Raw genomic sequence first — 15,632 nt, forward strand, 5'->3', positions numbered from 1 at the left:
TACCTTAGATAAATTGATTAAGACTAAAAAAATAACGCTGGAAGAACCAGCATTAATTGAAGCCCTACAGCAACGCAAAGCGATAGGTGCTGAAGCATTGTATGACATGTACTCTTCCTCTTTGCTAGGTGTTATATTTAAAATAGTTGCTGATAGAGAAATTGCTGAGGATGTTTTACAAGATACGTTGGTAAAAATCTGGAATTCTATTCACCAATACGATGCCACTAAAGGTAGATTATTTACATGGATGGTAAATGTTGCTAGGAATTTAGCTATTGATAAACTAAGATCTAAAGATTTTAGAAATCATTCTAAAAACCAAGATATTGAAAACCACGTAAATGCTATAGACGAGCAAAGGAATACGACATACAAGCCCGAGCTATTAGGTGTGAAAGATTTGGTAGAGAAACTTAAGCCCGAACAAAGAAAGATTGTTGAATTGGTTTACTTCCAGGGTTATACTCACGTAGAAGTTTCAGATGAATTAGAAATTCCTTTGGGTACCGTTAAAACCCGACTTAGAATGGGTATTATGGAGCTTAGAAAATATTTTAAATAATTGGAAGATATTAAAACATATATGGAATCTGGCGTTCTAGAACTTTATGTTCTAGGAGATCTTACACCTGAAGAAAACCTTAAGGTAGAAGAGATGGCTGCGCTTTACCCAGAGGTTAAAGCTGAGCTTGCCGAAATAGAAAAAACGTTAGGAGAGTTGGCAGATTCTTATGCTATTGAGCCTTCTGAAAGTTCAAGAGATAGCTTTTTAAGTAAACTAACTTTTAATGAAGAAGAAAACATTACTTCTTTGCCTACAGCAAAGGCTGAACATAATTCGCAAGAAACTTTAAATAAAAAAGAAGCGGAAGTTATTCCTCTTAACAACACCAAACTAAACTTTTATAAATATTCTTTTGCCGCATGTTTTGCACTTCTTATTATGAGTGTAGCTGCTTTATTTGTTCTTTATGGTAATTTACAAGAGTCTAAAGAGCAATTAGCTGTATTACAAAGCAGCAATCAGGATTACGCAAATCAGGTAAATTACTTAGATAAGAAAGTAGAAAGCACTAATGAAATCTTAAGCGTTTATACCAATCCAGATTTTAAAATGGTAGAGCTAAAAGGTACTGCAAATTCTCCTGAATCTAAAATGCTGGTTGCTTTTAATCCAAAGGAACAAAAAGTTATGATAGATATGAAAAACATGTCTATGCCAACTCATGATGAAAATCATCAATATCAATTATGGGCACTGGTTGATGGTAAGCCTGTTGATTTAGGAGTTTTTGACGGCGTTGTATCAGAAGCTGCTATGAAAAAGATGAAAGCTATTGACAAAGCCCAAGCTTTTGCAGTTACTTTAGAACCTAAAGGTGGTAGTGTAAACCCTACCCTAGAAAAAATGATGGTAATGGGCGCTATTTAAGGTTGCACCCATTTACCTTCCCAAGAATTTTCCACTAAATTTTTAGTAATAACTGCTCTTTTATGGCCTCTTCTATTTAGAAAGAGCCAATCGCAAGAGATAAGATTTGTTTTAACAACAGCAAAATTATCGTAACCATTACTCACCAACTGTTCTGTTAAATCTTGATGTGCAATATCAGGAATACCTTCCCAAACTTCCTGAATTTGTATAGAAGGGGCAGGCTCAACTAAATAGCATTTACGACTTTCTAATCTTGATGCGTCCCACTGCTTTTGTGCTAATTTATTTTGATGATGAATTTCTGCTATAGCTTTAAACCTAACCTGAATTCTTAAAGCAGCATCATAAAATAACCAACTTATGCAAGGGTTCTGTTTAATTTGATGAATCTTTGGTGAACGCACATCTGTATGAAAAATCAAAGCTTCTTCATCAAAAAGTACTTTACGTAAAACAACAGTTCTAATTTCAGGTACATCCTCATTTATGGTAGCTATGTATCCTTCATGGAAAGCTGCCTTAGAAGATCTGGTGGCATCATCTAGTCTTTTTAAGACGTCTGGTATAATTTGGTCTAACTCTATTTTTAAAAATAAATCTGTATCGGCCTGGTGAAACATATTTTATATTACATCAATTCTCTTAAAACAGTTGGTATCTTTTTAATTAAGCTGGTTGCTGGTACAACATACATATTTTGAGCTAACTGTTCGCCGGCATAACCATGTGTAAAAACGGCTAACAAAACGGCTTTATCTACCGAATAGCCTTGTGCCATCATACTAGTTATCATACCAGTTAAAACATCTCCCATGCCTCCACTTGCCATAGCAGGCGAACCTGATGAGTTAAAATAGCACATCCCTTGAGGACTAAATATCATGGTGTACCTATTTTTTAACACAATAAATATTTTTTGTTTACAGCTTCTTCAAAAGCCGTTACTATTCTATCCCACCAATTTTGATGTGCGCTAAATAGCCTATCAAACTCTTTCATATGAGGTGTTATAACAGAATTTATAGGCACATTTTTCCATAACTCTGGCTTGTTAGCTAATATGTTTAAAGCATCAGCGTCTAGCACTATGGGTTTTTTAAAATGCGTGAGCGCTTGTATCAAAAGTTCTTCTGCTTCGGCAGAAGTGCCTAAACCTGGGCCAATGCCTACAACATTATATTTTTCCCAATTTAGCTCTGCAAGCTTATTTCTGTTGCAATACATAACTTCAGGGATACGGGCATTTAAAGCTGCCAAACCACTGTTAGGTATCAAAGCTGTTGTTAAACCAGTACCCGCTTTATGGCAAGCTTCAGCACATAACAAGGCTGCCCCCATCGTTTCATCCTCGCCAGCAATAATAAGTGCGCTGCCTAACAGTCCTTTATGTTCAAAAGCTTGTCTGGGTTTGATAAATTTCTGAACATCCTTTTTCCAAAACCAATAATAAGGGGAAGAAGTACTTTCTATAAAATTCTCGTCCAAGCCAATATTTACCACTTTCCATTCTTTAACATAAGGGCTAGATGGTGGCAACAAGAAATTAAGTTTAGGTCTTTGAAAGGTAATTACCCAATCTGATTTAAAAATAGCATCCCCAACAACTTGTCCTTCTGCGGGCAAACCAGACGGAATATCAACACTTACTTTAAAACCAGGAAACTGATTTATTTTTTTAATTAACTTAAACCATTCATCTTCTAAAGGTCTGTTTAAACCTATCCCAAATAAAGCATCGATAATAATATCTGTAGCTTGTATTTCTAGTTCTGCAGCCTGAGTTAAATAAAAGATTTGAGCATCTAATTGCTGTAAACTCTCTAGATTATATTTAAAATCTGGGGTTGAATTTTCTGTAAAATCTGCTATCCAAACTTGTATGGAAGTGTAATTTTCATTCAGCAACATTCTGGCTATAGCCAAACCATCGCCACCATTATTACCTTTACCACAGAATAAAGCGATATTAATTTTTTATCTGTAAAACGTTCTGTAAAAACTCTAACGAAAGCTTGGCCTGCTCTTTCCATTAAGTCTAGAGAGCTGATAGGCTCGTTTTCTATGGTATATTTATCTGCCTCTCTTATCTGAACGGCATTCAAAAGTTTTAGCATGAGCGTAGTGTTTTGTAAAATCTTAAAATCAAGTTAAAGATTTTATTCTTAAAACACTATCTCTTTTTAAATGTTTGGGATTATAATTTTAGAGCGACAATATATTACGAACAATTAGCCATGGCCTCTTAATTTTTTAATTTGCTCTAAAGCTGAAATATCTATTTGATCTTTAGGACGATTGACTGCTTTTTTTGCTTGAATTAAATGATTGATATGTAAAAATGGAACTTGTGTTTTCATAATATCAGCAATTGAGGCTAATTGATAGGCTTCATCAAAGGTATATTTTTCTAAACCTTTAACTGAAGTCATAATATCTAATCTAATTCCATTTCTTAAATAGAAATCAGTCCAACCTGGAACAAACTCTATAGTTAATAAAGATTTTAGATCACCCATTCCTATATCCTTAAAAACATGATAAAGAGATTTACGATTATCTGGTGTATCCTCAATCCATAAATCGATATCAGCGGTAGTTCTAAAATAACCATGTAGATTAGTTGCTACACCTCCAATCATGATAAATCGAAGGTTAAATTTATTGGCAGACTTCCAAAAATCTAGAAAGGTTTCGTCATAAATATCCATTAGCCTTTATTTGTCTTGACATCTGGCTGATGAGTAATCTTAGCATTTCTAAACATACTATCTAGCTTCATCAAAGAAGTCATGATGAAGAATCTTTCAGTATAAGACTTTTTTAACGCATTCCTGAGTAAATCTAACTCAGCTTTTTCAAAATCCACTGTTGTTTTTCTATCAGTATATTTTTCATTTCCCTCCATACAACGTACTGTTAATATCCTATTAAAGATAATTAAAAATTACGATACCTTAAACGCGTTATTAACCATTTCCTTTTGCAAGAATTTCCCTGTAAAGCTGTCTTTACATTTTGCTAATCCTTCTGGTGTGCCTGCAAATACAATATTCCCTCCGCCCGAGCCACCTTCTGGACCTAAATCAACAACATAATCTGCAACTTTCACCACATCTAAATTATGCTCTATCACTAAAACGGTGTTCCCTTTATCAACTAAAAGTTGTAAAACACCTAGTAAAACATTAATATCTTCAAAATGTAGTCCGGTTGTAGGCTCATCTAAAATATAAAAAGTGTTACCTGTATCTTTTTTTGAAAGCTCGGTAGCTAATTTAACCCTTTGCGCCTCGCCACCAGAAAGTGTGGTAGAAGATTGCCCTAAAGTGATGTAACCTAAGCCAACATCTTTCAAAGTTTTTATTTTTCTATATATGGATGGGATATTTTCAAAGAAATCAACAGCATCTTCAATACTCATGTCCAGCACATCAGAAATAGATTTACCGCGATAGCGTACTTCTAAAGTTTCACGGTTGTAGCGTTTCCCACCACATTCCTCACAAGGTACTTGTACATCGGGTAAGAAATTCATTTCAATAACTTTCATACCTCCGCCTTGGCAAGCCTCGCATCTGCCACCTTTAACATTAAAAGAGAAACGACCAGGCTTATAACCTCTAATTTGAGCCTCAGGCAAAGCCACAAACAGATTCCTGATATCAGAAAAAACACCTGTATAAGTTGATGGATTTGAGCGTGGTGTACGCCCAATAGGGGTTTGGTCTATCTCTATCACTTTGTCTATATGCTCCAATCCTTTAATTTCTTTATAAGGCATTGGGTGCTTTTTAGCCCTAAAGAAATGCTTATTTAAAATAGGATAAAGTGTTTCGCCTATCAGGGTAGATTTTCCACTTCCAGAAACACCCGTAACACATATCAACTTCCCTAGAGGAAAATCAACACTTACATTTTTTAAGTTATTACCTGATGCTTTTTTAGCGATAAAATATGTCCGTTTCCGGCTCTTCTTTCTGTTGGGATATGGATACCTTTTTCTCCGTTAAGGTAAGAAGCTGTAAGTGTATGGGTTTTTAAAAGCTCTTGAGGTGTGCCTTGGGCTACCACTTCACCACCATGCACCCCGGCAGATGGGCCCATATCAATAACATAATCGGCTTCTAAAATCATATCCTTATCATGCTCTACCACTAAAACGGTATTGCTTAAGTCTCTAAGATCTTTTAAGGCTTTTATCAAACGGTCATTATCTCTTTGGTGCAGCCCGATAGAAGGTTCGTCTAAAATGTACATCACATTCATAAGCTGAGAACCTATTTGCGTTGCCAGCCTAATACGTTGTGCTTCGCCACCAGAAAGTGTACGAGCAGTTCTATCCAATGTAAGATATTCTAAACCTACATCTAATAAAAAACCTATTCTGGCTCTTATTTCTTTTAAAATCTCTTTGGCGATAACATTTTGCCTATCAGAAAGTCTTTCTTCAATACCATCAAACCATTGCTTTAGATTTTTGATATCCATAGAAGCTAACTCGAAGATATTCTTCTCATCAACTTTAAAATGGAGTGATTCTCTCTTTAAACGAGCACCATCACACTCGGGACAAGTTTTCAGGATACGATAACCTTCTAAATCTGTTGCAGTATCTCCCTTTTTTTCGTTCTGTTCTTCCAGCATTTTGATAATGCCATCAAACTCTATCTGATAATTCTCAACATTCCATTTGTTGTACTCTACAGGTACGGTAACCAACTCGTCAGTTCCGTGTAATAGAATACGAATAGCTTCATCACTTAACTTTTCTACAGGTTGCGATAAAGAGAAACCATACTTTTTACCTAAAGCTTTAATCACCTGAAATATCCAAGTTTCGCGGTACTCGCCTAAAGGAGCTAAAGCGCCATTAAGAATGCTTAATTTTTTATTTGGGATAACCGATTCTTCATCAATATCAAAAACATAACCTAAACCATCACACTCCGGACAAGCCCCATAAGGAGAGTTAAAGGAAAATGTATTAGGTTGCGGTTCATCATACGAAATACCTGTAGTTGGGCACATCAAATATTTAGAGAAATGATAAACATGATTCTCTTTATCAGATATTTTGATGATGCCTTTCGCAATTTTTAGCGCTTGTTGTATAGAAGCATACAGCCGTTTTTTATCGTCCTGAGAAACAATTAACCTATCAACAACGGTTTCTATATCGTGGATTTTATAACGATCTACCTGCATTTTAGGTGTTACATCCATAATCTCCCCATCTACCCTAACTTTTAGGAAACCTTGCTTTCTTATTTGCTCAAACAATTCGCGGTAATGTCCTTTTCTACCTTTAACAACAGGTGCTAGAATGTTAATAGGTTTGCCATCAAATTGAGTTAAAATTTGGTTTAATATCTGGTCTTCAGACATTTTAACCATTTTCTCTCCCGTATTATAGGAGTACGCATCGCCAACACGGGCAAATAAGAGACGCATAAAATCATAAATCTCTGTAATGGTACCTACCGTAGAACGAGGATTTTTAGAAGTAGTTTTTTGCTCAATAGCGATAACGGGACTTAAGCCTGATATTTTATCTACATCAGGGCGCTCCATACCCCCCATAAACTGACGAGAATAGGCCGAGAAAGTCTCCATATAACGCCTTTGCCCTTCGGCATAAATGGTATCAAATGCTAAAGAAGATTTTCCCGAGCCGCTTAAACCAGTAATAACAACCAGTTGGTTACGCGGAAATGATATATCTATGTTCTTTAAATTATGAACTCTGGCACCATAAACTTCTACTTCTGTTTGTTCGCCAAGGTCAATAGGTTTCTTACTCATATAAAAGCTTCCTGCACTAAATAAAGATTTTATTTATGCTTTTGTTTGTTGTTTGCGAGGATTTTCTCAGCCGCAAAAATAACAAAAAAGGCTGGACCACAGGGTCCAACCTTTCTATTTCATTGTCATTTTAATTCTTAAGGTTGGTAAGCCAACAACTTCCTAGGGTTGTTAATTTGATAACCATATTTTTCTGGTTTTTCTATAACTTCTTTCATAGAAATAAGGCTGTACACATACCTACCCGTTTCGCGGTTTAGTTTTAACCTAAAATAGTTATCTTCTCCTTGCCTGTTAATTTGTCTTTGTAAACTTCCTTCGCCAACGTTGTAGGCTGCTGCAACTAAAGTCCAACTGTTAAATACTTTGTATAAATCTTTTAAGTATTTAGCTGCTGCTACTGTAGAAAGGTACACATTGGTACGCTCATCAATTTGGCTGTTTACTTTTAAACCGTAGCTTTTGGCTGTTTGGGGCATAAACTGCCATAAACCTGCTGCTCCTTTTGGCGAAACTTTTCCACGAGCCATACCGGTTTCTACCAAAGGGATATACTTAAAATCTTCTGGAATACCGTAGGCTTTAAGCACTGGTTCTATCACTGGGAACCATCTTTCTGCTCTTTGGTGTAATTTTAAAGTTTGAACCTGACGAAATGAGTTTGCCTTTAAGGCTCTTTTCATTTTATAGTCGATTTTTTCATCCCCTAAAGGGATCATTTCATCGGCAAAACTTAATAATTCTTGAGACCTTTCTTTTGCTACTTTATCTTTTGTAGCCTCAATATTTAACGGATTATTTATCTTGTTAAACCCGGTGGAATAGCTGTAACCAAACATTTTTGCAACTAAGCAAACAACCAACATCAAGCTACAAGTTATTACGCTTTTACGCTTCATAAATCTTGTTTTAATTACCACTCAACTTTTAAAAGAGTGCAAATATACAACATATAAATCACATTATCAAACACTTACAAAAACACCCGTTTTTTGGATGCTTATATGGATGCTTTATTTGACTAGTTTTCCATACAGAACGCTACTGTTTTTTACCATAAAAAATTGCATAATTTTAGTACATTTGTAGCCCTCAAAAGAGGATAAAAACGATAACATGTCATTCAACAAAAACAGGAACAGTCGCGACGACAAGTCCGGAAGAGACAGCAACAAACCTTCCAGATCTTCATCATCAAATAGAAGGCCACAATCAGGCGAAAACTCATCAGACAGAAAAGACAAACCTTACGGCGATAGAAAAGAAAGCTCCAGCGGAGAGAGAAAATCTTTTGGCGATAGGAAGCCTTATGGCGATAGAAAAGAAGGTGGTTTTGGTGGAGAAAGGAAATCTTACGGAGATAGAAAAGAAGGTGGCTTTAGTGGAGAAAGAAAATCTTACGGAGACAGAAAAGAAGGCGGTTTTGGTGGAGAGAGAAAATCTTACGGAGACAGAAAGCCTTTCGGCGATAGAAAAGAAGGCGGTTTTAGTGGAGAGAGAAAATCTTACGGAGACAGAAAGCCTTTCGGCGATAGAAAAGAAGGCGGTTTTAGTGGAGAGAGAAAATCTTACGGAGATAGAAAGCCTTTCGGCGATAGAAAAGAAGGCGGTTTTGGTGGTGAGAGAAAATCTTACGGAGATAGAAAAGAAAGCGGTTTTGGTGGAGAGAGAAAATCTTACGGAGACAGAAAGCCTTTCGGCGATAGAAAAGAAGGCGGTTTTGGTGGAGAGAGAAAATCTTACGGAGACAGAAAGCCTTTCGGCGATAGAAAAGAAGGCGGTTTTGGTGGTGAGAGAAAATCTTACGGAGATAGAAAAGAAGGCGGTTTTGGTGGAGAAAGAAAATCTTATGGAGATAGAAAGCCTTTCGGCTATAGAAAAGAAGGTGGTTTTGGTGGCGAGAAAAGAGAGCGTTTGAATGACAGTGAACAGCCACGTAATTATAGAAAAAGAGAACCTCAGGGAGAATTTTCTGAAGTAAAAGACGAGCAGGTAAGATTAAGATCTAGACAAGCAAAAGGCAATACAAAAAAAGAAGATGATACCATCAGATTAAACAGATACATTGCCAATTCTGGAATTTGTTCTAGAAGAAAAGCTGATGAATTAATTGCAGCAGGTGTTGTAAGTGTGAATGGTGTTGTAGTATCAGAACTTGGTGCTAAAGTAAACCCCGCGGTAGACCAAATACGTTATAACGGAGAGTTATTAAAACGAGAAAAAATGGTTTACGTTTTATTAAATAAACCAAAAGACTTTATCACCACTACAGACGACCCACAGGAACGTAAAACGGTGATGGAATTGGTTGATAAAGCTAGTAAAGAACGTATTTACCCAGTTGGCCGATTAGATAGAAATACTACAGGTTTACTTTTAATGACCAATGATGGAGATTTAGCAGAGAAATTGTCACATCCTAGAAATAACATTGTTAAAATTTACAATGTTGAATTGGAAAGAAACCTTTCTCAAGGAGATTTCAATAAAATTGCTTTCGGTTTAGAATTGGAAGACGGTTTTATAAAACCTGATGCGGTGAGCTACGTTACAGGCGGTGCCAAAAATGAAATTGGTATACAAATACATAGTGGTAAAAACAGAATCGTAAGAAGAATTTTTGAGAGCTTAGGCTATGAAGTAGTAAAATTAGACCGTGTTATTTATGCAGGTTTAAGCAAAAAAGACTTACCAAGAGGAAAATGGAGATATTTATCAGAACAAGAAATTATCAATCTTAAACACCTCATTAAATAAAGAAAAGGCAGCCATTACATGAATGAGCTGCCTTTTTTACTAACACACCTATTTTATTTTTAATTAATTAATGATTTCCTTCATCATCAAAATCAGCACCTAGCATGATTATTTTAGCGGGTTTACCAGCAACAAGAATTTTATTCTGTTTAGAAAAGTTACCACGCTCTAATTGTATAACTTCTCCTCCATTTGGATTGGTAACGTAAACAAAATGTTTTGTTGCGGTTACATTTGGCACTAAAGCTCCTGTACCAAAAGTAATATTCAGTTTAACTTCTTGTAATTTAGCTAAAGAAGAACCACTATATAATTGTACAGTACCATCTTCTAATAAAACTAAAATATCTTTTCCTTCTGCATCAAATACGGCGCTTCTAATATTGTTTACTGTAATAACTTTTGTAAAACTATTTTGGGAAGGGTCTAAAATATATGCTCCAAATTTAGATTTGAATCCTAGAAACCTATTAGATACTTTGCCGTAATTAATAGTAGATAGCCAGTTAGCCTCCCCTATTTCGGATGGCCAGTTTACCAGATTTTGGCTTCCATCACTTTTTACAATTAACATACCACCAACAGTACCAAAAATAGCTGTACTTCCATTTCCTGCCTCACCATGTATGCCTTTAGTAGCTACTGTAGAGGTATGTAAAACTTGTCCAGCAGCATTAACAATCTTAACTCGTTCTGGTAAAGCTCCGCTAATGCTATTGTCTTTTTCTGTTACAGCATAGCTACCATTGTTAAAAATAACCACAGCACCATGATGAGCCCTATCTACCACAATATGGTTGGTTTGGGCCTGCGTATGCAATTTATCTTCAGTAACTAAACTTAAAGATGCATCACCATCATTAAAAACAGCTATTTCATTCCCTAAAGAATAAAAATGTGTTGGTCTAACTGCTAAAGAATTGGTTAAAGCCCATTTGGGTGTGCCTTTTAAATGCGCATGATCTCCATGAGCTTCCACACCTGAATCAAAAAAACTTACGTGATTATTGGTAGCATTTATAATCCCAGCAAAACGTTTGCTTTCCGTTGGATAAATATTATTTACTGCAAATTGCGCTTGAAATGTTGATTGCTGATTGGTTACTGGATTAATAAAAGTGAGGGTTTTATCCTGTGCATCTGCAATTAACAACCTCACAAACTTATTTTCTTCTGTTTTTTGATGCTCTATTGTACTATCCTTTTTACAAGCAGCAAAGGCAGTTAAAAGAAAAATAAATAGGTAGAATTTAATTTTTGTAGACATAATAGTTTTTAATAAATGAAATAATGTTGCAAATATAATTAAATGCAATATTGTTGCAACAAAAAAATAAACTATTATTCTCTACTGTTTGGATATAATAATAAAAAATCTAGATTGCTACTTTACTTTTCTCTATTACTTCTTCGTAATATTTCTCATAAACGGGCAGAATAAGGCTTAAATCAAATTCTTTAGCTCTTTTTATGGCGTTCTCTTTAAAGGTTTGTAAAATTTGGTTGTCTTGCAAAATATAGATAGCGTTAGTAGCCATACCATCTACATCGCCAACATTATTCAAGAATCCGGTTACACCGTTTACATTAAGCTCTGGTAAGCCTCCGGTATTGGAAGAAATAACAGGAACCTTACAAGCCATTGCTTCTAAAGCGGCTAAACCAAAACTTTCAGACTCTGAAGGCATCAAAAATAAATCCGATACGGATAGAATCTCTTCTACCGCATCTTGCTTACCCAAGAAACGTACGTGTTCGCAAACTTCTAACTCGCGACATAAAGCCTCGCAATTAACACGCTCTGGACCATCACCTACCATTAAAAGTTTAGCTGGCACTTTAGTTAAAATTTGTTTAAAAATATGAACAACATCTTGTGTACGCTTCACTTTCCTAAAGTTTGAAGTATGTACTAAAATTCTTTCTCCAAAAGGGGCTATAGCTTTTTTGAAATGGTCTTTAGCTTTTAGGCTAAATCTTTGTAAATCTATAAAATTGGGTATTACACGTATCTCTCTTTGGATATCAAAATGGTCGTAAGTAGCTTTTTTCAAATCCTCAGAAACAGCTGTAACCCCATCAGATTTATTGATAGAGAACGTAACTACAGGTTTGTAGGTTAAATCTTTCCCTACCAAAGTAATATCTGTACCATGCAAGGTTGTAACCACAGGGATATGTATTCCATAAGTTGCTAATATTTGCTTTGCCATAAACGCTGCCGATGCATGTGGAATAGCATAATGAACATGTAAAATATCGAGTTTTTCGAATCTGGCAACATCAACCATCTTGCTAGATAAAGCTAACTCATATGGGGCGTAATCAAAAAGTGGATAATTTGAAACAGAAACTTCATGATAGAATAAATTTTCTGAAAAGAAATCTAAACGAGCAGGCTGGCTGTAGGTAATAAAATGAACCTGATGGCCATTATCAGCAAGTGCCTTACCTAATTCTGTAGCTACAACACCGCTTCCACCAAACGTGGGATAACAAACAATACCTATTCTCATTTTATATTCATCCTTCTTAAATGTGTAGCAAATTAAGTAATTTAATTAGAATAGTTATGTTAGGCTTTTGTAACAATTAATGAAGGTAAAAGCAAAAAAATAAGATTGCATCATATCGCCATTTTGTATCAGGCTGAGAGGAGTCGAAGCCTTTTCTTATCCATCGACTCCGCTCAGGATGACATTTCCTTCGACTCCCTACCTCAGGCAGGCAAGCGCTCAGGATGACATTTCCTTCGACTCCCTACCTCAGGCAGGCAAGCGCTCAGGATGACATTTCCTTCGACTCCCTACCTCAGGCAGGCAAGCGCTCAGGATGACATTTCCTTCGACTCTGTTTAATGTGAGAAATATTATTTTTTAGACATCATCATTTAATGTCTAACTACTTAGCTTCTTGCGTAGGCACAAAATCTACTTTCTGGTCTAAAGTATTAAGTTCTTGCTGTGTCTTATCGATTTCTTTCTGTAAGCTCTCTACCTTTTTATTTGATTTGCTTAAAGCATCATTTAACTTGTGAGCTTTCTTGGCATCTTTAGCCGCAGCTTTTGCTGCTCTATCAGCCTTAGAAGATAGTTTAGCGTTGCCAGGGTTGTTACTTAAATCATCAGAAACAGATTTTGCATCTTTGGATGATTTTGATGCGCCTTCATTTACGCTTTCTACTTGTTTACTTAATTTTTGGACCTTCAACAACTCTTTTTCTAAATCTAGATTTAGGCTATTAAGCTTTGATGTTAGGCTTAAAACTTCTTCTTGCTTCTCTAATTTTAAAATGTCAGGTTTGGCGAACAGGCAGCAAATAATAATATACTTGCACCTATTACAAAGGCTAATCTTCTATTCATAGTTATTTGATGTTTAATACAATGGATGTAATAAGTAAAAGCTTATTTCAGTTCAAATGTTTTAATCTACTTTAGAAATAGCTTTATAAATCTCATCATGAATACGAGAGCGGATATTTAAATCCAACAATTTATTATTGACTTGTGGATGAACCCTGTTTGATAAAAATATGTAAATGAGCTGCTTAGCAGGATCTACCCATACACATGTACCTGTATAACCTGTATGTCCAAAAGTTTCTTGAGAAGCTAAAGTCGATGGGTACTTTTTTGATAAATCTGGGTCTTTTCTATCAAAACCTAAACCTCTTCTGCTTAATGGCGATTGCTGTTGGGTAAAAAGCGTAACTGTTTCTGGTTTTAAAAACTGCTCTCCACCATAGCTTCCTTTATTTAAAAGCATTTGCATCAGTATTGCTAAATCTGTAGCATTAGAAAATAAACCTGCATGGCCGGCAACACCTCCAGCCATGGCCGCACCTTGGTCGTGTACATAACCCCAAAGCAATGTTTTTCTGAAATAATTATCTACCTCAGTAGGTACAATCTGACCTTTTTTAAACCTATCTCTAGGGTTAAAAACCATAGTTTCTAAACCTAATTTATTGTAGAAATTTTGACTAACATAACTAGGAATAGGCTGTTGAACAATACCTTCAATAATTTCTTTCATGAAATACATACTTAAATCGCTATACACATATTTACCTGGCGTTGTTAGCGGACTAGCCAACATTTGTTTCCACATCACATCTCGGTAATAGTTAGTATTGAGATAGAAACTATCGGCTACTTTAACTGTGTAATTTTCATCTGCTACCCTACTAAATGCATTCTTTTCTAAATCTTTATAAAAAGGAATAAAAGGCACAAAACCCGCCTGATGCAGCATCACATCCTTCACTTTAATATTAGCTTTATTAGTTTTACGTGTTCTGGCTATATAATCGGCTACGGGAGCATCAAGATTAAGTTTACCTTCTTCTTGTAATTTCATGGCAGCTACTGTTGTTGCTGCAATTTTAGTGATAGATGCTAAATCAAAAATATCATCAACCCCCATTAAAGTTTCTGATTGATAAGTATGTTTTCCGTAAGCTTTGTTGTAAATAATTTTACCATCCTTAGCTACTAACACTACTGCACCAGGCGCAGCCTTTTTTTGTATGGCTTCTTCCGCTATGGCATCTATATTTTCAAAATCTTTAGTTTTTAAACCTAACTCTTCTGGCCATGCAAAGCCTACTCTTGTAGTTTGTGTCTCAAAACCATCATTTACTTTAAATTGGTTACTATAGGTTTCTTTTAACTTTGCGGAGATTGATAAACCGCCAAATATTGCCTGAGGTGCTATAAAAGCCGTTGCTGCATTGGCTTGGCTACTCCATAAAATAGGTTGTTTAATATTATCCAGTTTAGAAAGTAAAGCTCCATCTCCTAAAAAATTTATAACCAAAGCTTTTTGGCTGGCTAAATCTTGAATAAAATTAACAACCTGAGGCAGGTTTAAAGTTTTATTGGTTAAGGTAATGATGATGAGATTGTAAAACTTTAAGTCGTCTTCTAATCCGTTTAAATCATTTAAAAAAGTATTTCCGTTTTCTGTATGGATGCTATGGTATTTAGCCAACATACTATCTAAAAGTGGGGCTTCCTGAAAATCAAAAGTTACACTCGCTATTTTTAAATTTTGTAATGATTTTAAAGGAATAATTTGCTGCTGATTATTTAAAAGCACCAAATTGCTTTTAGCTTCTTGTATTTGTTCTAAATTAAACTTTTGATTTTGCTGAGCTTGACCACAAGCTTGAACGGCTAAAAAAATTATTAAGACTATTACACTTAAGACTTGTTTCATGATATTTAAACGACCAGCTTTTTGTTTTGTTGGATACAATATTTTAAAATAAGTGATAAATTAAATATTATATGGGTACTTATCTTATTTAAAATTTAAAAAATGGGATAGTACTGATTAAAGAGCCTTAAAATTTTGATAAATTAGCAGCATATAAGATATGCCAGATATAATACAATAGTATTATAGAATATTAAGAAATATCAAAACACATCCATAAACCTCATAAATATCTGGTTATCAGAAAGATTATTTAATATAACTGAATCATTATTTAACTACATTTTGCACCTTTATTGCACCTTAACTAATTAAAAGGTACAAATGGTGAAAAAAGTTACTCATAGAGAAAAGTCATCTCTCCTGAAAAAATAGCTTTATATTTGAATTATTATCTCTCCATCAAGCAAAA

The 15,632-nt window shown here is 35.2% G+C and carries 14 protein-coding genes and 1 pseudogene; 3 read left to right on the forward strand and 12 right to left on the reverse strand.

Annotation, left to right across the window (positions count from 1 at the left end):
• Positions 1-13: 13 nt before the first annotated feature.
• The gene (locus FYC62_RS10235) at positions 14-565 is read left to right on the forward strand and encodes an RNA polymerase sigma factor (RefSeq protein WP_149074860.1); all 552 of its coding nucleotides are present in this window, start codon (positions 14-16) and stop codon (positions 563-565) included.
• Positions 566-586: 21 nt separating this feature from the next.
• Positions 587-1,435, forward strand: coding sequence for an anti-sigma factor (locus FYC62_RS10240; RefSeq protein WP_149074861.1), 849 nt, complete (start codon positions 587-589; stop codon positions 1,433-1,435).
• On the opposite strand, the gene FYC62_RS10245 is transcribed toward FYC62_RS10240, so the two are convergent.
• From FYC62_RS10245 to FYC62_RS10270, 8 genes and pseudogenes are all read right to left on the reverse strand, one after another.
• On the reverse strand, positions 1,432-2,058 hold the full coding sequence (locus tag FYC62_RS10245; protein ID WP_149074862.1) for a pyridoxamine 5'-phosphate oxidase family protein: 627 nt from the start codon (positions 2,056-2,058) through the stop codon (positions 1,432-1,434). The two genes, FYC62_RS10240 and FYC62_RS10245, sit on opposite strands and share 4 nt — an antisense overlap.
• Positions 2,059-2,066: 8 nt before the next feature.
• Entirely contained in the window at positions 2,067-2,321 is a 255-nt protein-coding gene (locus FYC62_RS17830; RefSeq protein ID WP_262713549.1) for an ADP-dependent NAD(P)H-hydrate dehydratase, read from the reverse strand.
• A 14-nt stretch (positions 2,322-2,335) separates the two neighbouring features.
• A complete protein-coding gene (locus FYC62_RS10250; protein WP_262713550.1) occupies positions 2,336-3,346 on the reverse strand; it encodes an NAD(P)H-hydrate epimerase in 1,011 nt (336 codons plus the stop codon).
• A 5-nt stretch (positions 3,347-3,351) separates the two neighbouring features.
• Positions 3,352-3,552 (reverse strand): hypothetical protein, encoded by a 201-nt coding sequence (locus FYC62_RS17630; protein WP_240534710.1) that lies wholly within the window; start codon positions 3,550-3,552, stop codon positions 3,352-3,354.
• A 114-nt stretch (positions 3,553-3,666) separates the two neighbouring features.
• Positions 3,667-4,146, reverse strand: a complete 480-nt coding sequence (locus FYC62_RS10255) for a hypothetical protein (RefSeq protein WP_039452091.1) — start codon at positions 4,144-4,146, stop codon at positions 3,667-3,669.
• Complete coding sequence (locus tag FYC62_RS10260) at positions 4,146-4,343, reverse strand: hypothetical protein (RefSeq protein WP_039452089.1); 198 nt, start codon at positions 4,341-4,343, stop codon at positions 4,146-4,148. The genes FYC62_RS10255 and FYC62_RS10260 overlap by 1 nt, the downstream gene beginning before the upstream one ends.
• A gap of 39 nt (positions 4,344-4,382) precedes the next feature.
• Positions 4,383-7,240, reverse strand: a pseudogene (gene uvrA, locus FYC62_RS10265) (excinuclease ABC subunit UvrA).
• Positions 7,241-7,377: 137 nt separating this feature from the next.
• Complete coding sequence (locus tag FYC62_RS10270; protein ID WP_149074863.1) at positions 7,378-8,139, reverse strand: lytic transglycosylase domain-containing protein; 762 nt, start codon at positions 8,137-8,139, stop codon at positions 7,378-7,380.
• A 217-nt stretch (positions 8,140-8,356) separates the two neighbouring features.
• Between FYC62_RS10270 and FYC62_RS10275 the strand changes: the two genes are divergently transcribed.
• Complete coding sequence (locus FYC62_RS10275; protein ID WP_149074864.1) at positions 8,357-9,997, forward strand: pseudouridine synthase; 1,641 nt, start codon at positions 8,357-8,359, stop codon at positions 9,995-9,997.
• A gap of 67 nt (positions 9,998-10,064) precedes the next feature.
• Here the strand turns inward: FYC62_RS10275 and FYC62_RS10280 are convergent, their stop codons facing one another.
• The 4 genes from FYC62_RS10280 to FYC62_RS10295 form a co-directional block, all read right to left on the reverse strand.
• Positions 10,065-11,264: a hypothetical protein gene (locus tag FYC62_RS10280; RefSeq protein ID WP_149074865.1), complete on the reverse strand. Its 1,200-nt coding sequence runs from the start codon at positions 11,262-11,264 to the stop codon at positions 10,065-10,067.
• Between the two features lie 109 nt (positions 11,265-11,373).
• On the reverse strand, positions 11,374-12,513 hold the full coding sequence (gene bshA, locus FYC62_RS10285; protein ID WP_149074866.1) for an N-acetyl-alpha-D-glucosaminyl L-malate synthase BshA: 1,140 nt from the start codon (positions 12,511-12,513) through the stop codon (positions 11,374-11,376).
• A gap of 385 nt (positions 12,514-12,898) precedes the next feature.
• Positions 12,899-13,210, reverse strand: coding sequence for a hypothetical protein (locus FYC62_RS10290; protein WP_168199424.1), 312 nt, complete (start codon positions 13,208-13,210; stop codon positions 12,899-12,901).
• 213 nt (positions 13,211-13,423) lie between these two features.
• Complete coding sequence (locus tag FYC62_RS10295) at positions 13,424-15,259, reverse strand: serine hydrolase domain-containing protein (RefSeq protein WP_240534711.1); 1,836 nt, start codon at positions 15,257-15,259, stop codon at positions 13,424-13,426.
• Between the last annotated feature and the right edge of the window lie 373 nt (positions 15,260-15,632).

Origin of the sequence: Pedobacter aquae (genome assembly GCF_008195825.1) — a bacterium.
Classification (GTDB): domain Bacteria; phylum Bacteroidota; class Bacteroidia; order Sphingobacteriales; family Sphingobacteriaceae; genus Pseudopedobacter; species Pseudopedobacter aquae.